General features: G+C 38.6%; 12 protein-coding genes and 1 pseudogene. 7 read left to right on the top strand and 6 right to left on the bottom strand.

Annotated features, from left to right (window positions below):
- Position 1: 1 nt before the first annotated feature.
- The gene (locus A9500_RS00570) at positions 2–1,000 is read right to left on the bottom strand and encodes an iron ABC transporter substrate-binding protein (RefSeq protein ID WP_065243511.1); all 999 of its coding nucleotides are present in this window, start codon (positions 998–1,000) and stop codon (positions 2–4) included.
- A gap of 145 nt (positions 1,001–1,145) precedes the next feature.
- On the opposite strand from A9500_RS00570, the gene A9500_RS00565 reads away from it, so the two are divergent.
- Together A9500_RS00565 and A9500_RS00560 are read left to right on the top strand one after the other, a co-directional pair.
- On the top strand, positions 1,146–1,661 hold the full coding sequence (locus A9500_RS00565; RefSeq protein WP_054418701.1) for an MnhB domain-containing protein: 516 nt from the start codon (positions 1,146–1,148) through the stop codon (positions 1,659–1,661).
- Positions 1,630–3,625 (top strand): annotated as a pseudogene (locus A9500_RS00560) (TonB-dependent receptor plug domain-containing protein). Before A9500_RS00565 ends, A9500_RS00560 begins: the two are co-directional and overlap by 32 nt.
- A 55-nt stretch (positions 3,626–3,680) precedes the next feature.
- On the opposite strand, the gene hldE reads toward A9500_RS00560, so the two are convergent.
- Complete coding sequence (gene hldE, locus A9500_RS00555) at positions 3,681–5,111, bottom strand: bifunctional D-glycero-beta-D-manno-heptose-7-phosphate kinase/D-glycero-beta-D-manno-heptose 1-phosphate adenylyltransferase HldE (protein ID WP_065243510.1); 1,431 nt, start codon at positions 5,109–5,111, stop codon at positions 3,681–3,683.
- Positions 5,112–5,208: 97 nt separating this feature from the next.
- Here hldE and A9500_RS00550 point away from each other — a divergent pair, with 97 nt between their 5' ends.
- The 4 genes from A9500_RS00550 (at position 5,209) to rnb (ending at position 10,063) form a co-directional block, all read left to right on the top strand.
- The gene (locus tag A9500_RS00550; RefSeq protein WP_065243509.1) at positions 5,209–6,144 is read left to right on the top strand and encodes a Kdo(2)-lipid IV(A) acyltransferase; all 936 of its coding nucleotides are present in this window, start codon (positions 5,209–5,211) and stop codon (positions 6,142–6,144) included.
- Positions 6,145–6,387: 243 nt separating this feature from the next.
- Positions 6,388–7,143 carry a Nif3-like dinuclear metal center hexameric protein gene (locus A9500_RS00545; RefSeq protein WP_065243508.1) on the top strand — a complete coding sequence of 252 codons (756 nt, stop codon included), beginning with the start codon at positions 6,388–6,390 and terminating at the stop codon, positions 7,141–7,143.
- Between the two features lie 85 nt (positions 7,144–7,228).
- Positions 7,229–8,017 (top strand): SDR family oxidoreductase, encoded by a 789-nt coding sequence (locus tag A9500_RS00540; protein ID WP_049383399.1) that lies wholly within the window; start codon positions 7,229–7,231, stop codon positions 8,015–8,017.
- 66 nt (positions 8,018–8,083) lie between these two features.
- A complete protein-coding gene (gene rnb, locus A9500_RS00535) occupies positions 8,084–10,063 on the top strand; it encodes an exoribonuclease II (RefSeq protein WP_065243507.1) in 1,980 nt (659 codons plus the stop codon).
- 210 nt (positions 10,064–10,273) lie between these two features.
- Here rnb and A9500_RS00530 read toward each other — a convergent pair whose 3' ends face one another.
- Genes A9500_RS00530 through malQ form a run of 3 tightly spaced genes read right to left on the bottom strand, consistent with a single transcriptional unit; the run spans position 10,274 to position 16,523 of the window.
- Positions 10,274–11,938 carry a PTS transporter subunit IIBC gene (locus tag A9500_RS00530; RefSeq protein WP_049371258.1) on the bottom strand — a complete coding sequence of 555 codons (1,665 nt, stop codon included), beginning with the start codon at positions 11,936–11,938 and terminating at the stop codon, positions 10,274–10,276.
- A 10-nt stretch (positions 11,939–11,948) separates the two neighbouring features.
- Entirely contained in the window at positions 11,949–12,740 is a 792-nt protein-coding gene (locus A9500_RS00525) for an endonuclease/exonuclease/phosphatase family protein (RefSeq protein ID WP_065243506.1), read from the bottom strand.
- A 9-nt stretch (positions 12,741–12,749) separates the two neighbouring features.
- Positions 12,750–16,523, bottom strand: a complete 3,774-nt coding sequence (malQ, locus tag A9500_RS10420; protein ID WP_083180186.1) for a 4-alpha-glucanotransferase — start codon at positions 16,521–16,523, stop codon at positions 12,750–12,752.
- 195 nt (positions 16,524–16,718) lie between these two features.
- Here malQ and A9500_RS00515 point away from each other — a divergent pair, with 195 nt between their 5' ends.
- Positions 16,719–17,432, top strand: a complete 714-nt coding sequence (locus tag A9500_RS00515) for a GntR family transcriptional regulator (protein WP_065243505.1) — start codon at positions 16,719–16,721, stop codon at positions 17,430–17,432.
- Positions 17,433–17,510: 78 nt separating this feature from the next.
- Here the strand turns inward: A9500_RS00515 and tehA are convergent, their stop codons facing one another.
- Positions 17,511–18,455, bottom strand: a complete 945-nt coding sequence (gene tehA / locus A9500_RS00510; protein ID WP_065243504.1) for a dicarboxylate transporter/tellurite-resistance protein TehA — start codon at positions 18,453–18,455, stop codon at positions 17,511–17,513.
- Positions 18,456–18,479 lie beyond the last annotated feature (24 nt).

Raw genomic sequence — 18,479 nt, 5'->3', positions numbered from 1 at the left:
GCTATTTCACATCATGTAGCAATTGAGCCGCTTGTTCTGCGGTTAATTCAATCTGATAGAACAAGTGATAAAACGTTTGTACTTCTTTTGCAAATTCAGCAATAGGTTTACCGCTGACTAAATGAGAGACCCAACGTACTCCAAGCAAACGATTCACACTAGGTGGCGAATCTAACCAACCGAATGGATTATTCGGAATTAAAAAAACGTGTCCATTTTTGACCGCACTTAATTGTTGCCATTGCGGATTATCTTTTAAGGTTTGCAAAAACTCAGGATATTGGCTAAAAATCACATCAGGATTCCATAATAAAAGCTGCTCCATCGAAACCTGTGTGAGCCCTTTATGATCGCCTTCTACCACGTTTTTTAAACCGACGATTTCAATGGCTTCCGTATGAATCGAACCTTTTTGTCCTGTTTGTAAGCCATCTGCACTACGAGCTAAATAGAAGGTTTTGGTAAATTTAGAGGCATTGTCGACCGCTTGTTTAAGTGTTTCTTCTGCATACTTAGCCTGAGGTTCAGTTAAGTTCTCTGCACCTAATATTTTGCCTAAATAACGTAAGGTAGTCGGTGTTTCACTGAGTTTGCCATCTAACAATAAATAAGGCACGCCCGTTTGTTCAAAAGTACGTTTTGCTTGATCGATATAGTTTGGCGTGACATTACCCACATCAATAATTAAATTCGGTTGTAATGCCACAATTTTCTCTGGCGAGAGCGTGCTGCCTTTTCCAGCTATTTTCCCTAAGGTTGGTAAAGATTGCAGTGCTGCAGGAAACAGTTTTCCGCGTTTTTCCATATTAAATCCTGCCAATCCCAGCAATTTATTCGGTGCACTTGAAAGCAATAATACATCGGCTGGATTACCTGCACTTAAGACTTTTTCAATTTTAGCTGGAGGAGGTAATTCCCCTCCCAAATAAGACACTTCCTCGGTTGCTAATGCTGCAGTTCCTACACAGACTGAAAGTACAATGGTTATCCATTTTTTCATGTTTTCTCCCTCTTTTAGCCATTCAACTGATACAACTTAATTTTAACGTTATATATTCTTTAACATAACAAATAAATTTTGTTAGAATAACATCGTTATATTTTTAATTATATAATATTTATTATTCATAGCTAAAGGTGAAAAAATGAAATGGGATGTGATTTATAAGTTTTGCTTGCTTTGCATGCTCATTGCAGGATTAGCAGGGATATTGTTCAGCGGCTTAGGGATTTACTTCCAGTGGCCCATTCAAGGCATCTTTCAGTTGCATTTAGGTTCTGCTTTACTGTTTATTTTGGGCGTAGCTTTACACTTCTTCAATCGTAAAAATAAAGCGGTCAAAATTGTGCAACAATTTAACGATTTGGTGACGCATAGTCGCTATCCCACCTATTGCAATTTAGACCGTTTGATCATGACGTTTGAGCACTTTTCAATTCTACAAATTGCGGAGCAACTTCAACTTACCCCTTCGATTTTACTCACAGAATTAGCTAACGGAAAAATAAACTTCAGCGATTCTAACCGCACTTTACGAGAAAATTTCCCCCATAATGATGAGAAAATTTTCGCCGCGATCACCATTGCATTGAAGTTACGTTTCAACCCCAACCTAAAAGGATGTTCCAATGGAAAAGAAACTGCTTTGCATCGCCATTAGTTTGGCTTACTTGCCTGCTTATGCCGAAAATGTATTTACCCTTGGTCAAATTGAAGTCATCGGTCATCGGTGAAAAATCGAGTGATCTCAGCACCGCTCGTATTGACCAGGCTGAATTACAAAAAAATAACCAAGATCGGGTGTCTGATGTAGCAAAAAGCACATCGGGAGTGTTTGTCGAACATGGCGGCGCACGCAACGAATACAATTTATTAGTACGTGGTTTTAATGCTCGCCGCGTACCGGTATTTATGGATGGTATTCCGGTTTATGTCCCTTATGATGGCGAAATGGACTTAGGTCGTTTTACCACCTTTGATTTATCTCGTATTGATATTTCTAAAGGCGCAAGCTCTGTGCTTTATGGCGCCAATACGATGGGTGGTGCAGTGAATTTAATTTCTAAAAAACCAACTCAACCTTTCGAAGGTTCTATTGGCTATGGCTTTTCACACGGTAAAAATGGCGGCACAGCAACCAATAAAACAGATTTTAATTTAGGCACTAAACAAGAACTATTCTATGCGCAAATAAGTGGTTCTTTTGTTGAAAAACAAGGCTTACAACTCTCTCATCATTATCAACAAATCAATCCAAAAGGCGATGATGGCGGTCGAGCCGAAAATTCTAAACAACGTGATAAAAAATTAAGTTTGAAAGTCGCTTATACGCCAAATGAGCATGATGAATACGCACTGGCGTTCTCCACACAAAAAGGCACCAAAGAATCACCTTTCTATTCTGGATCTGATAGTTTTGAACGCTATTGGCGCTGGCCGATGTGGGATAAAGACAGTATCTATTTCCTTTCCCATACTGAATTTAGCGTCCACAATCTCACGCTAAACACGAAAGCATTTTACGATACCTTTAAAAATGACCTACGTGCTTTTGATGATACCACATTCAGCACTCAAAAGAAAAAATCAAGCTTTAATAGCTATTACCGTGACTATTCCTACGGTGCTGGCTTTGATTTAGGCGGGGATTTAACCTCAAAAGACCGCTTAAAATTCTCTACCATCATTAAATATGACGTACATCGCGAACATAATGATGATGAACCAACCGCAGTAGATAAAGATCGTACCTACAGCTTTGGTTTAGAAAATACTCATCGTTTTAATGAGCAAACGTCACTGATTACCGGTATCAGCTACGATAAACGCGATGCCAGCCGTGCAGAGAAGTTTGAAAAGCAATGTGTCTCAACTCACCAAAAAAATGCGATTTGCCCGTTTGATATTGGTAATAAACACGCCTTTAATTATCAAATCAAACTTGCCCATCATTTCTCTGAACATGATGAATTTGCACTAAGTTTTGCGAAGAAAACACGTTTTGCTACCATGAAAGAACGTTATTCTCGCCGATTTGGTCGTACTGAGCCGAATCCATTCTTAAGCCCAGAAACCGCTTATCATTACGAAGCTAGTTATATGCATACCTTTGGAGATTGGTTAAGAGTGGATAGCGCACTTTTCTATTCTGAAGTAAAAGATGCCATTGAAGAAGTTGCGATTAGCAAAAAACTCAATCAATATCAAAATGTAGGCAAAGAAGCCTTTAAAGGTGCTGAATTAGCGGTTAATCTTTTTGCAACAGATAATTTAACGTTAGGGGCAAACTACACCTATACCCATGCAAAAAATAAAACACAAAACACTATTGTGAAGAATGTGCCAAAACATAAATTCTTTGCATTTGTCGATTGGAAAATGTTACCAAACCTTTCACTTTATGTGAGCCAAGAAGCGGAACATGGGCGTTATTATTTAGATGGCGGTGATACTGTGAAACTCTCTGGTTTTGGAAACAGCAATGCAAAATTGATCTATGAACCTATTTCAGGATTAAGTTTAGAAGCAGGGGTATCAAACCTCTTTGATAAAAACTACTACTATCAAGCGGGCTACCCAGAAGAAGGTCGTGTTTATTTCGGCAATATCCGATATAAATTCTAAAATAAAAAACGGGCAACTTGTAAAACAGGTTGCCCGTATTGTTTTTATAAAGTCATTAATCTTTCAGCGCTTTAATTTTCTCAATCACGTTTGTGGTTGAACAGCCATTTTCGAAATTCAATACGCGAACATCGCCGCCGTTCGCCCACACTTCTTTACTGCCTGCAATCTCTTCTGGTTTGTAATCGCCGCCTTTTACCAATAAATCCGGTAAAATATCGCCGATTAAACGTTGTGGTGTATCTTCATCAAAAGAGACCACCCAATCCACTGAAGCTAAACCAGCCAATACTGCCATACGTGCATTAAGATTGTTAATTGGGCGACTTTCACCTTTTAAGCGTTTGACTGAATCATCCGTATTCACGGCAACAATTAAACGATCGCCAAGTTTGCGAGCATTTTCTAAATAAGACACATGGCCTGGATGAAGAATATCGAAACAACCGTTTGTCATCACAATTTTCTCACCGCGCGCTTTAGCATGAGATACTGCAGTTTTTAATTGGCTTTCTGACATAATACCGAAACCGGTTTCAGAACGGCCATGGATTGCATTCTCTAATTCCACAGTAGAAACCGTTGATGTACCCAATTTACCGACCACAATACCTGCCGCCACATTAGCTAAATAGCAAGATTCTTCAAAAGAACGTCCATCTGCAAGTGCGGTTGCTAGAACACTGATTACCGTATCGCCCGCACCTGTTACATCGAATACTTCTTTGGCAACGGTTGGTAAGTGGAATGGCTCTTGATTTGGACGAAGTAGTGTCATGCCTTTTTCAGAACGGGTCACTAAAAGTGCGGTCAATTCGATGTCTGAAATTAATTTTAAGCCTTTCTCAATGATTTCTTCTTCAGAATCACACTTACCTACCACCGCTTCAAACTCTGACATATTTGGCGTCAGTAAAGTCGCACCACGATAACGCTCAAAATCTGTGCCTTTTGGATCGATCAAGACTGGTACGTTTGCTTTACGTGCAATTTGAATCATTTTTTGCACATCTTTTAACGTGCCTTTACCATAATCAGAAAGCACTAACGCACCAAAGTTTTTCACTTCCGCTTCTAATTTTGCAAGCAACTCATAACATTCCACATTTTGGAAATCTTCTTCAAAATCCAAACGAAGTAATTGTTGATGACGAGACAAAATACGTAATTTTGTAATGGTTGGGTGAGTATCCAATGCCACAAAATTACAGTCAATTTTTTGATGTTGTAATAAATTGGTTAAGGCTGTGCCTGTTTCATCTTGACCAATTAAACCTAAAATTTGCACAGGTACATTAAGAGAAGCAATATTCATTGCCACGTTTGCTGCACCACCTGCACGCTCTTCATTATCTTGTACACGAACCACAGGAACTGGTGCTTCCGGCGAAATACGATTAGTCGCACCAAACCAGTAACGGTCAAGCATGACATCGCCTAACACTAATACTTTCGCTTGATTAAAATTGGCAGAATATTGAGCCATTTTGAAATCTCTCTGTTGGAATAATAAAAATTTAGCGCAATTTTACCACAACTCAAATTTGCGATAAACTACACGCCGAACTAACCAGAAAAGAATTATGAAAAACGAAAAACTCCCTCAATTTCAACCGCACTTTCTAGCCCCTAAATACTGGGGATTTTGGCTTGGTGTGGCGATTTGGCGAAGCCTTTTGTTACTTCCCTATCCAATTCTACGTCATATCGGCAATGGCTTAGGCTGGCTTTTCTCAAAATTAAAAGTGGGAAAACGTCGTGCCGCGATTGCTCGCCGAAATCTTGAGCTCTGCTTCCCAGAAATGCCCGAGCAAGAACGTGAAGCCATTTTGCAAGAAAACTTGCGTGCTGTTGGTATGGCGATTATTGAAACCGGCATGGCGTGGTTTTGGTCTGATGCGCGCATTAAAAAATGGTCAAAGGTTGAAGGCTTAAATTATTTAAAAGAAAATGCTCAAGACGGCATTATTTTTGTGGGTGTTCATTTCCTCACTCTTGAGTTAGGCGCGCGTATTGTGGGCTTACATCATCCTGGAATAGGTGTTTATCGTCCAAATGACAATCCTGTACTGGACTGGTTACAAATTAAAGGTCGCTTACGTTCAAATAAAGATATGCTGAACCGAAAAGATCTACGTGGAATGTTCAAAGCTTTACGCAAAGGTGAAACCATTTGGTATGCCCCTGATCATGATTACGGCAGAAAAAATGCCGTATTTGTACCTTTCTTTGCTGTACAAGAAGCAGCAACCACGACGGGCAGTTATTATCTACTTAAATCCGCGCCAAATTGCAAAGTCGTACCTTTTGCCCCATTACGTAATAAAGATGGTTCAGGCTATACGGTCAGTATTTCTCCACCTGTGGATTTTTCTGATCTTTCAGATGAAACTGCAATTGCTGCAAGAATGAATAAAGTCGTGGAAAAAGAAATCTTAAAAGGTGTTGAACAATACATGTGGCTACATCGTCGATTTAAAACCCGTCCAACTGAAGATGAGCCAAGTTTATACTCATAAGCGCGGTTGATTTTTCATCTGTTTTTGAATGCTAAAACGACATATCGAAAAATAAGGAAAATTTTCCTTATTTTTTTCTTGATCTTTATATAATTAAATATATAATGAATCTCGTTTTAGATAGTAAACTTGTGTTATGACAGACACTCTACTGGCTAGTGCATTCCCCCCACTCCTTTTGCACTAGCCATTTTTTTTGAAATCTCTTACCATATCTCACCTTTTTCTTTTTTTTTAGAAATCATGAACAATCTAGAACTTGAACGTTTACTAAACGAAAAACTTAGCACAGACAGAATTAACGATTATGCACCTAACGGTTTGCAAGTAGAAGGCAAAACGGAGATCAAAAAGATCATCACGGGTGTCACCGCAAGCCAAGCACTAATTGATTATGCCGTTGCACAACAAGCTGATGCGGTACTTGTCCACCATGGCTATTTTTGGAAAAGTGAAAATCCTTGTATTCGCGGCATGAAAGGAAAACGTATCAAAACCTTGCTTGTGAATGACATTAATTTATACGGCTACCACTTGCCTTTGGATGTTCATCCAGAATTAGGCAACAACGCAAAACTTGCTCAGTTATTAGGGATTGGCGATCTTCAACCTTTAGAAAATAGCTCAACCAGCATTCCTGTTTGGGGAACGTTAAAAGATCCCGTTACTTCTGAAGAATTTGCGCAACGTATTGAACAAGTGCTTCATCGTAAACCGTTAATTTGCACGGAAAACGGACCGCACTTAATCCGTAAAGTAGGCATTTGTACCGGTGGCGGACAAGGCTATATTGATTTAGCGGCAGCACAAGGTTGTGATGCCTTTATTACGGGCGAAGTTTCGGAGCAAACAATTCACTCAGCTCGTGAGCAAGGTATTCATTTCTTTGCGGCTGGTCACCATGCAACAGAACGCTACGGCATTAAAGCATTAGGTGAATGGTTAGCAGCTGAATATGGCTTAGATGTAGAATTTAAAGATATTGATAATCCCGCCTAACTGGTACAAAGTGTGATTGATTGCCGAAAGCACACAAAACAAGTATAATCTCGTCGATTTTTTTAACTCAAACATAGGAAAAAATATGGGTTTCTTAACTGGTAAACGTATTTTAGTAACAGGTCTTGCAAGCAACCGTTCTATTGCTTACGGGATTGCAAAAGCAATGAAAGAACAAGGCGCTGAACTTGCTTTCACTTATTTAAACGATAAATTACAACCGCGCGTAGAAGAATTTGCAAAAGAATTTGGTTCTGACATCGTCCTTCCTTTAGACGTAGCGACCGATGAAAGCATCCAAAATTGCTTTGCAGAATTAAGCAAACGTTGGGAAAAATTTGATGGTTTCGTACACGCTATTGCATTCGCACCAGGCGATCAATTAGATGGTGACTACGTAAACGCAGCAACTCGTGAAGGCTACCGTATCGCTCACGACATCAGTGCATTCAGCTTCGTTGCTATGGCACAAGCGGCACGTCCTTACTTAAATCCAAATGCAGCATTATTAACCCTTTCTTACTTAGGTGCAGAGCGCGCAATTCCTAACTACAACGTGATGTGTTTAGCGAAAGCATCTCTTGAAGCAGCAACTCGCGTAATGGCAGCTGACTTAGGTAAAGAAGGTATTCGTGTGAATGCAATTTCTGCAGGTCCAATCCGTACTTTAGCGGCATCAGGTATTAAAAACCTCAAGAAAATGCTTGCTACATTCGAGAAAACAGCAGCATTACGCCGCACTGTTACTATCGAAGATGTGGGTAACTCAGCAGCATTCTTATGCTCAGATTTAGCATCTGGTATTACCGGTGAAATCGTTCACGTAGATGCAGGTTTCCGCATCACTGCAATGGGCGAATTAGGCGAAGAATAATTTTTCGTACAATCTATTTTTAGGCAGGCTTTTCAGTCTGCCTTTTCTCTTTTTTTAAATATAACTATGTTCCAAGATAATCCACTACTCGCACAACTTAAGCAACAAATCCACGATAGCAAAGAACACGTTGAAGGCGTGGTAAAAAGTACTGATAAAGCTTATGGTTTTTTAGAGTGCGATAAAAAAAGCTACTTTATTGCCCCTCCTGCAATGAAAAAAGTGATGCATGGTGACAAAATCAAAGCCACCATTGAAAAGCAAGGCGATAAAGAGCAAGCTGAACCTGAAGAATTAATTGAGCCAATGCTCACGCGCTTTATTGCCAAAGTGCGGTTCAATAAAGACAAGAAATTGCAAGTTTTGGTTGATCATCCAAGTATCAACCAACCCATTGGTGCGCAACAAGCTAAATCCGTCAAAGAAGAATTACAAGAAGGCGACTGGGTCGTCGCAAATTTGAAAACGCACCCATTACGTGATGATCGCTTTTTCTATGCTACTATCAATCAATTTATCTGCCGTGCTGACGATGAATTAGCCCCTTGGTGGGTCACGCTGGCACGTCATGAACAATCTCGTCATCCTGTGCAAGGTGCAGAAAGTTATGAGATGTTAGATCAACAAACACGTGAAGATCTGACCGCACTTCATTTTGTCACCATTGACTCTGAAAGCACTCAGGATATGGATGATGCCCTTTATATCGAACCTATCGAGCAAAATGGTACACAAAGCGGCTGGCGATTAGTCGTTGCCATTGCTGATCCAACAGCTTACATTGCATTAGATTCACAAATTGAAAAAGACGCTAAACAGCGTTGTTTCACCAATTATTTGCCTGGCTTCAACATTTCTATGTTGCCTCGTGAATTGTCTGATGGATTATGCTCATTAATGGCAAATGAAACTCGTCCTGCATTAGTGTGTTACATTGAAACAGATCTTGCGGGTAATATCACGGCGAAACCACGTTTTGTGTCCGCTTATGTACAATCTAAAGCAAAATTAGCCTATAACAAGATTTCAGATTATTTAGAACAAGTACCGGATGCATGGCAACCGGAAACACCTGAAATTGCCCAGCAAATTGATTGGTTACATCAATTTACTCAAGCACGTATTCAATGGCGTAAAACCCATTCCTTGTTATTTAAAGAGAAACCAGACTACTCTTTTATTCTCGCTGAAAATGGCAAAGTGAAAGAAATTAAAGCGGAATATCGCCGTATTGCAAATCAAATCGTGGAAGAATCCATGATCATTGCCAACATTTGTGCCGCCCAATTCTTAGCGGAGCATGCTAAAACCGGTATTTTCAATACACACACTGGTTTTGATAAAAAATTCTTAGAAAATGCACATAATTTCTTAATGGCAAATTTAGCCAATGAAGAAAATCAAGCTGAACTTGCTGAACGTTATTCGGTAGAAAATTTGGCAACCTTAAAAGGTTATTGCCAAATGCGTCATGATATTGAACCGATTGAAGGTGACTATTTAGAATTCCGTTTACGTCGTTATTTAACCTTTGCGGAGTTTAAATCCGAACTTGCTCCACATTTTGGGCTTGGATTAGAAGGTTATGCGACCTGGACATCGCCTATCCGTAAATATTCCGATATGGTAAACCATCGTTTAATCAAAGCTGTGCTCACACAGCAAGCTTGTGAAAAGCCACAAGATGAAGTGCTTGCACGCTTACAAGAAGCCCGTCGTCAAAATCGCTTGGTTGAACGTGATATCGCAGACTGGTTATATTGTCGCTATCTTGCTGACAAAGTCGCTGAAAATGCTGAATTTGATGCAGAAGTGCAAGATGTGATGCGTGGCGGTTTACGTGTTCAATTATTAGAAAATGGTGCATCCATGTTCGTACCAGCTTCCACGTTGCATCCAAATAAAGATGAAATGCAAGTGAATGCTGATGAATTAGCGATGTATATTCAAGGAGAACGCCGTTACAAAATCGGTGATTTGGTGAAAGTGAAACTCACCGAAGTTCGAGAAGAAACTCGTAGTATTATCGGCCAATCAATCATTTAATAACCACTTCCCTTCTAACACTAGAAATACCGCTCGTTACATAACGGACGGTATTTTTTTATAGCGCTAAAATTGTGGAAATTTTTTCTACGTTGATAGTATCAAATAAAAAGATTTTTAGGGTAGATTGAAGATGAGCAATATAGAAATGAGTTATTGAGATAATATCCCCGCCTTGAAGGCGGGGATAAAATAGATATTTAGGTAGAATTACATTTTAGGAATTTCTACGCCCGATGAAAGCACATCTTGAATATCGGATTTTAAGACATCTGCTTTTGGTCCATAAATCGCTTGGATACCAGAGCCTTTCACAATAAAGCCCATTGCACCTGCTTGTTTCCAACTTGCTTCATCACCCACTAACTCAGGATTATGTACGGTGATACGTAAACGTGTCATACAAGCATCAACATCTGCAATATTATTACGTCCACCAAGTAAGTTGATGATTTGGATAACTTGTGCGCTAGCATCCGCAACTTTTGTCTCATTGCTAGAAGCTTCATCTGAACCTTTCGCATCATAGTTACCATTACGACCTGCTGTCGCAAGGTTAAATTTCTTAATCATAAAGTTCGCGATAAAGAACATGGCTACTGCAAAAAGGATAGATACCCAAATAAAGTTGATCACATCCATACCAATGCCGGCTTTAATCGCCATTGGTGTACGTGTTAAGAACTCAATGTTACCGAATGAATGCACACGTAAGTCCACAATATCTGCCATGGCGAAAGCACAACCTTGTACTAACGCATAAACAATATAAAGCGGTAAAGCGACAAACATAAACATGTATTCGATTGGTTCAGTCACACCAGTTAAGAACACCGCAAGTGCAGAAGAAAGGAAAATACCTTTATAGAGTTTTTTCTTGTCTTCATCCACATTGATATACATTGCGAGAGTCAAGCCCATTAAGATACCGGTTGAACCAATCATTTGTCCTACTTTAAAGCGAGCAGGTGTCACAGTTGAAAGAAGTTCGTTATATTGCGTTAAATTACCTGCATCTTTAAGGTTGATTAAGTCAGTCACCCAGGCAAGCCAAAGTGGATCTTGACCAAATACTTGTTTACCTTGTTGTGCACCGGTTAAGAACTCATAAGTACCGCCTAATGAAGTGTAGTTCATTGGGATGGTCAACATGTGGTGTAAACCAAATGGAAGCAATAGACGCTCTAAGGTACCGTAAATAAATGGTGCTAAAATTGGCGCTGAGTTTTGTGAGTTAGCAATCCATTGACCGAAATGATTAATTCCTGTCTGAACTAAAGGCCAGAATAATGATAGGAAGATCGCCACTAATACAGAACGATAAATAACAACGAAAGGAACGAAGCGTTTACCATTAAAGAACGTCAGTACTTCAGGTAATTTACGGAAATTGTAATAACGGTTAAAAGTTGTTGCCCCCACAAAACCGGCGATAATACCAACGAATACACCCATATTTAACGCAGGTTGTCCAAGCACATTCACAAAGTAATTCGCCACAGGAATTTCACCGGCCAATACTGTACTTACATGTGCATTTGGATCCGCTAGCATTTCAAGTTTCACACCGAAAAAGTTACCGGTAATTAAGTTAATTAAAATGAAAGCCAGGCCTGCTGCAAATGCCCCACCCGCACGCTCATTTGCCCAGCTACCACCAATTGCTAAAGCAAATAATAAATGAAGGTTACCAATAATCCCCCAACCAATTTGGGCGATAATGTTTCCGACAAGCGCTAGCCATTCCGCATCGCTAATCAAAGGCAGTGAGTTACCAATACTCACCATTAAACCCGCGGCTGGCATCACGGCAATCACAACCATTAGGCACTTACCGAATTTTTGCCAAAATTCAAAACTGAGCATTTTTTTCATATTGATTCTCCTACAAGATGAGAGCTACTTCTACGCCAAAATGGTCGGAAACAATCGGTTTATTTTTACCATTAAAAATAACCTGACTGGATAAAACCCTTTTTGCTTGGTTTAAAAAAATATAATCTAATCGCTTTTCTTCACTATGGCCTTTCCAACCGTCAATCGCTTTCTCCACAGTGATACCGCTATCCTTCTGCTCTGCCATTTCAAATGTATCGAATAAGCCTAAGGATTTAATCTGCTGGTAAGCTTGCTGATCGCTTATTGCATCAGTATTGAAATCACCCATCAGGATTTTAAGATTCGCACTTTGACTTCGCTCTACAATATAACGAACATTATCAAGTTGATTTTCTCCATCACAATTTGGCAAATTGATATGGCAAGAATAACATTCAATTAATTGACCTTGATATTCTACCGTCAAGCCAATGATTTTACGCGAGAGAATCGAGTCAAGACGTTGATGTTGGCTACAATAAAACGCATCAACATCATAAACGGGCAAGCGCGTTAAAAACGCAATGCCCTCATCATATTTATCGTAACCAATATGCGAATTGCTCCAAAAAAGCGAGTATTTCTGTGCAACGCGTTGATTGATTTTATTTAACAGAATGACACCATAGTTATCTTGCTTTAACGTTGGTGAAATAGCAGGAGACGACATCAATTGATTAACCTCTTGTAAGGCAATGATGTCATAACCCTTTTCCACAATAGTCTCAGCAAGAATCTCTATTTTTTCCGCTTGGTTAGCTTCTAACCAAGCGTGTACATTCAGGGTAAGTAGTTTCATTGCTTCCCCTTAGTCCTCACAATGCCAAATGTCTGCATTATATTGAGCGATAGTGCGATCTGATGAGAAGAAGCCCGCTTTTGCGATATTGTGCACTACTTTCTCATTCCAACTATCTTGATCTTCATAATCGGCTAAAATTTGTTCTTTCGCGTCGACATAAGCATTAAAGTCGATTAACGTCATAAACCAGTCTTTATTCAATAATTCGTTATAAAGACGTTCTAAACGTGTTTTATTGCCTAATTTCACCACAGCAGGATTCAGAATAAAATCAACCGCTCTTTTAATCTCTTTGTCGTTTTCATAATACTCTTTTGAAACATAACCCGCTGTTTCATAAAGTTTAATAATGCTTTCTGAATCTTTACCGAATGTATAGATATTTTCAGCTCCTGCTAATTCTGCAATTTCAACATTAGCCCCATCCATTGTGCCTAAGGTTAACGCGCCATTAAGCATAAATTTCATATTACCTGTACCAGAAGCTTCTTTAGAGGCAAGTGAAATTTGTTCTGAAATATCGGTTGCTGGAATCAGTTTTTCCGCCACACTCACATTATAGTTTTCCACCAAATGTACGTTTAAATACTTGTTCACTTTAGGATCATTATTGATTAACTCAGATAAACAAAGAATTAAGTGAATAATATCCTGTGCAATCACATAAGCAGGTGCAGCTTTTCCGCCAAAAATCACCGTAATTTTACGTTTTGGTAATTTACCTGCTTTAATTTCTAAGTATTTATGAATCACATAAAGTGCATTCATTTGTTGGCGTTTATATTCATGGAAACGCTTAATTTGCGTATCAATGATTGAATTTTCATCTAAATCAATGCCTTTATTTTCTTTAAGGTACGCTTTTAATGCTAATTTGTTTTCAAACTTAATTTTTGCTAATTGTTGATGAACCTTTTTATCATCTTTAAAGGCTAACAATTTTTCTAATTTCGTTGCATCATGCAAATACTCATCGCCAATCAATTCTTTAATGTAAGCCGCTAATGGTTGGTTAGAAAACTCTAACCAACGGCGGAAGGTAATGCCGTTTGTCTTATTATTGAATTTTTCAGGATATAACGCATAGAACGCTTTAAGTTCTGAATTTTTCAAAATCTCTGTATGTAATGCCGCCACACCATTCACAGAATTTGAAAAATGAATATCCATGTGCGCCATATGCACACGTTTTTGTTTATCGATAATTTGTACGGCAGGATCTTTATATTCTGCACGCACTAATTTATCTAATTTCTTAATGATCACCACTAAATGCGGCACCACTTCATCTAAATAAGCGAGTGGCCATTTTTCTAGCGCTTCAGCCAAAATTGTATGGTTTGTATAGCCCACCATCTTACGTACGATTTCAACGGCTTCGGCAAACTTAATTTGATGTTTTTCGGTTAATAAGCGAATTAATTCAGGAATCACCATTGAAGGGTGTGTATCATTGATCTGTACATACGCATAATCGGCTAAATCATGTAGATTACTGCCACGCGCAATTGCTTCATCAATTAATAATTGTGCCGCATTTGATACCATGAAGTATTGTTGATAAATACGCAGTAATTCCCCATTTTTATCTGAATCGTCTGGATAAAGGAATAATGTTAGATTTTCTTCAATCGCGGTTTTATCAAACTCGATACCTTTTTTAATCAGTTTAGGATTCACTGATTTAATATCAAACAAATTGAGATAGTTTTTCGTGTCTTTCTTATAACCTAAAATATCAATACGATCTAATTTAGAGGTTAACGTAAATTTCTTAAATGGCACCTCATAGCTAATATCCGTTGGAATTAACCAAGAGCTATCTTCAATCCAGTCATTAGGTTCAGCATGTTGTTCATTCTTTTTAAAGACTTGTTTAAATAGGCCATAATGATAATTTAAACCGACCCCTTCCGCATTTAAGCCAAGGGTAGACATTGAATCAATAAAACAAGAAGCCAAACGACCTAACCCCCCATTTCCTAAAGACGGTTCTGGCTCAATATCTTCGATATGGCTTAATGATTTACCCGCACTTGCTAATTCTGTTTTGATATCTTGATACACACCAAGGTTAATCAGGTTATTAGAAAGTAGTTTACCAATTAAAAACTCAGCAGAGATATAGTAAACCTTACGTTTACCTGTGTTTTTAGGTTTATCTGCAGAGAGTGTTTTCACGTAATTTAATAATTGAATATAAGTTTCTTTATCGCTTAATTGTTCAAGCGATTTATTCGTTTTGTTTTTTACAAATGTACTAAATTTAATCATAGGGATTTCCTGATTAGCACGTTGATATAACGTGGTCATTTTAGCTAAAAAGTCTTTTTTATCTTGCGTTAAATCAGATTTCTGCATTCTCCATTGCCAGTTTCCACCAATCGTTGAAGGAAGATTCATTCTTGAACTCGCAGGCGAATCTAAAATATCTTGCATTGTTGCAATCGCAGTATTGTTGACCGTTGCAAAGAGCTGACGAATCATTGCTTGGCAAATCGACTCATCATTATGACGGTGCGTATAATCATTGATATATTGCTGCTGTTGGATGGTAAGACCGTTATACCAACCATTGGTCACATCATTATCATGCGTGCCTGTATAAGCAATAGAATGTGGTATGCAATAATGCGGGCTATCTAAGCTTTTTCCACTGACATCTTCAAAGCCAAATTGCAAAATCTTCATGCCTAGATAATTACAATCTGTAAGTAGCTTTCTGGCTTTTTCATCAATATTACCTAAGTCTTCAGCAATAATCGGCAAATCGCCTAGTTGTTCTTTAACCACTTTGAATAAGTCATAACCCGGACCAGGCTGCCAACTACCGTATTTAGCAATATCAGCTTTTCCATCTACTTGCCAATAATCGGAGAAACCTTTGAAATGGTCGATGCGGAGTACATCATAAATCTTGAAGCTTTCTTCAATACGGTGAATCCACCAAGTATAGCCTTGTTTTTTATGTTCTTCCCAATCGTAAAGCGGGTTGCCCCAAAGCTGCCCCGTTGCACTGAATTGATCGGCTGGAACCCCCGCAACAAAAAGCGGATTACGTTCTTTATCTAATTGGAAGAGTTCTGGTTTTGTCCAAACTTCCACGCTATCTGCAGCCACGTAAATCGGCATATCACCGATGATCTTAATGCCCCTTTGATTCGCGTAATCTTTTAATTCGCCCCATTGTTTGAAGAAGAAATATTGCGTCACTTTAAAGTACTGAATTTGATCTGCTAACAGAGTGCGATATTTTTCTAGTGTTTTTGGATCACGCGCTACCGCTTTTTTATCATCCCATTTTTGCAATGCTTGATTACCGAAATGCTCTTTAATTGCCATAAACTCAGCAAAATCGTCTAGCCACAAGCGGTTGTTTTTCTCAAAACTCTTGAAATCAGCTTGGAGTGATTGATTCGCTAAAAAATTTTTTACGGCTGTTTCTAAAATCGGACGGCGTGCGTAAAAGATACGTTCATAATCCACGCTAGTTGGATCATCCCCAAAATTGACTGAAGCATAATCCGCTTCTTTCAACAAGCCCATTTGGGTTAATAGATCAAAATCAATAAGGTGAGTATTACCTGCAATTGCAGAGAAAGATTGATAAGGTGAATCACCATAACTGGTGGTGGTCAGTGGAAGAATTTGCCAATAAGTTTGTTTAGTTTCAACTAAAAAATCGACAAAATCATAAGCCGATTGCCCAAAACTACCAATACCGAATGCATTTGGTAGCGAGGTAATGTGCATAAGAACACCACTTGAACGAGTAAGCATAATATTTCCTCTAGGAAGTTATCATTTTGGCTCATTCTAACCTAAACGTATTTTTATGCAACAACTTATACGTAAAAGTTAATGACATTTTCGTAAATGTGTGACTTTTGTCACATTTTATACGTATAACATTTATGATTTTATGATATGCTATGACGACACCTATGGAACAAACGGTCGATAAAAGGATTAAAAATGAGCAAGTACAAGCAGGTCTATAACGAGATAAAGACCCAAATAAACAATGGTAATTTCGCACCATTGCAAGAACTCCCGAGTGAAAATGAACTCATGCAAAGCTATGGTTTTTCCAAGGATACTATTCGAAAAGCGCTTTCTTTACTTGAAATTGATGGCTACATTCAAAAGCAACAAGGCCGAAATTCGATTGTTTTAGAACATGATTTATCTAAACCACAAATGCTTTCTGAAATTAAAACCGTTAGCGAATTAAATAGTGCATCAACACACCAAGTAAAAACCACATTAACCAGCTTGTATATTGTGCAAGGTGAAGAAGAACTGATGCATATTTTTAATGTCGATGATCAGATCGATTTCTACCGCATTGCTCGTCTGCGTGAAATTGATGGCGAAGCCGTTGAATATGAGGTTTCTTATTTTGATCGCCGCATCGTGCCGTTTATTAGCCGAGAAATCGCTGAACACTCTATTTATCACTATTTAGAAAACGAATTAAAATTAAAAATTAGCCACTCACAACGAAAAATTGTCTTTCGCTATGCGAATGAAGAAGAAAAAAATGCGATCGATCTTGGTGAGTATGACATGGTTGTGAATGTGACGAGCACCACTTATTTGGCGGATGGTCGACCATTTCAATATGGGAGTATTAGCTATCGACCAGATAAAATTGCATTTACATCAACAGCAAAACGACATGTCTAGTTTTTGTAAATGATAGGTTGTTATTTAAAAAATTCATAAAAAAAGTGCGGTCATTTTTAACCGCACTTTTTATTTAAGCTATTTTAACCAAAATTGTCCTTTGAAAATTTTTCCTAATGTCATCAGCACTAAACCGCTCATCATCAAGTTAGCAAAGATAAATGCACCGTTTGCCAAGCCACTCAATACATTATGATGAACAAAAGAAACAGCCCCATTTGCTAAAGAAGCTAATCCGAATGAAAAAGCCCAGAAGCCAATATTAAGCCCTTTTTCACTAATCCAAGGGAACAGGCGAATTAAAAAGAACATTTGTAAAAAACCGTATCCCCATAAGAGTTTAACGAAAAGATCGATCTCTCCTCCATTAAGCGATAAGTAAGCCGACGAGCCCACAAATGCTGGGGCGAGAATGATCCCCATTGTTGGTCGAAATTGTGGTTCAATCTGCAACACGCGTAAACGTTGGAATAACACCGGTTCATAAATAATCCAAGCAATCATCCCTGCACCTAAGAACAAATAGCCTAAATCTTGATAGCCTAACAAAGCTAATGATGAGGCACTTGTAAAGTTAGTCGCGACAGATGGCAAATAAAACGGTGGCAGTGTTGATTTTTCCTCAAATGTGCCATCTTTCCATAATGCACTAATGCGCACTGAAGCAAACAACAATTGTCCAATTGTTCCGATCCAAATTAATCCCTCACCTAGGGTAGGAAACCAACGATACAGAACATCACCGCTTAACATCGTTGTAATCGGTATTAGGGCGAGAAAAGAAAAACGTATCGGACAGCAATATTCATCTCGCACTTCGTGAGAAAAATAAATCATTTTATAAATATAGAGCAAGATGAAAAGTGCCCATACTGAAACAGCCGTTATGCCAATAATATCACTCACATTTCGAGAAAAAGAGAGCGTATCACCCATATGCAACCAGGCTAAAGACAAGGCACTTAAACCTAATGGAATCGCAAAATACCCTGTTGGTAATGGAAATGGTCGTTTATCAGTCATTATTATTCTCCTAAAAATTTATAC

Origin of the sequence: Haemophilus sp. CCUG 60358 (assembly GCF_001679485.1) — a bacterium.
In the GTDB taxonomy this organism is placed as follows: Bacteria; Pseudomonadota; Gammaproteobacteria; order Enterobacterales; family Pasteurellaceae; genus Haemophilus_D.
Note: the sequence above shows the minus strand (reverse complement) of the source record. Positions and strands in the feature narration are given on the sequence as shown.

What these genes read in the sequence shown, in the direction of transcription:
- A9500_RS00570 (WP_065243511.1), bottom strand. Translation starts at nt 1,000, where the DNA reads ATGAAAAAATGGATAACCATTGTACTTTCAGTCTGTGTAGGAACTGCA.
- A9500_RS00565 (WP_054418701.1), top strand. Translation starts at nt 1,146, where the DNA reads ATGAAATGGGATGTGATTTATAAGTTTTGCTTGCTTTGCATGCTCATT.
- hldE (WP_065243510.1), bottom strand. Translation starts at nt 5,111, where the DNA reads ATGGCTCAATATTCTGCCAATTTTAATCAAGCGAAAGTATTAGTGTTA.
- A9500_RS00550 (WP_065243509.1), top strand. Translation starts at nt 5,209, where the DNA reads ATGAAAAACGAAAAACTCCCTCAATTTCAACCGCACTTTCTAGCCCCT.
- A9500_RS00545 (WP_065243508.1), top strand. Translation starts at nt 6,388, where the DNA reads ATGAACAATCTAGAACTTGAACGTTTACTAAACGAAAAACTTAGCACA.
- A9500_RS00540 (WP_049383399.1), top strand. Translation starts at nt 7,229, where the DNA reads ATGGGTTTCTTAACTGGTAAACGTATTTTAGTAACAGGTCTTGCAAGC.
- rnb (WP_065243507.1), top strand. Translation starts at nt 8,084, where the DNA reads ATGTTCCAAGATAATCCACTACTCGCACAACTTAAGCAACAAATCCAC.
- A9500_RS00530 (WP_049371258.1), bottom strand. Translation starts at nt 11,938, where the DNA reads ATGAAAAAAATGCTCAGTTTTGAATTTTGGCAAAAATTCGGTAAGTGC.
- A9500_RS00525 (WP_065243506.1), bottom strand. Translation starts at nt 12,740, where the DNA reads ATGAAACTACTTACCCTGAATGTACACGCTTGGTTAGAAGCTAACCAA.
- malQ (WP_083180186.1), bottom strand. Translation starts at nt 16,523, where the DNA reads ATGCTTACTCGTTCAAGTGGTGTTCTTATGCACATTACCTCGCTACCA.
- A9500_RS00515 (WP_065243505.1), top strand. Translation starts at nt 16,719, where the DNA reads ATGAGCAAGTACAAGCAGGTCTATAACGAGATAAAGACCCAAATAAAC.
- tehA (WP_065243504.1), bottom strand. Translation starts at nt 18,455, where the DNA reads ATGACTGATAAACGACCATTTCCATTACCAACAGGGTATTTTGCGATT.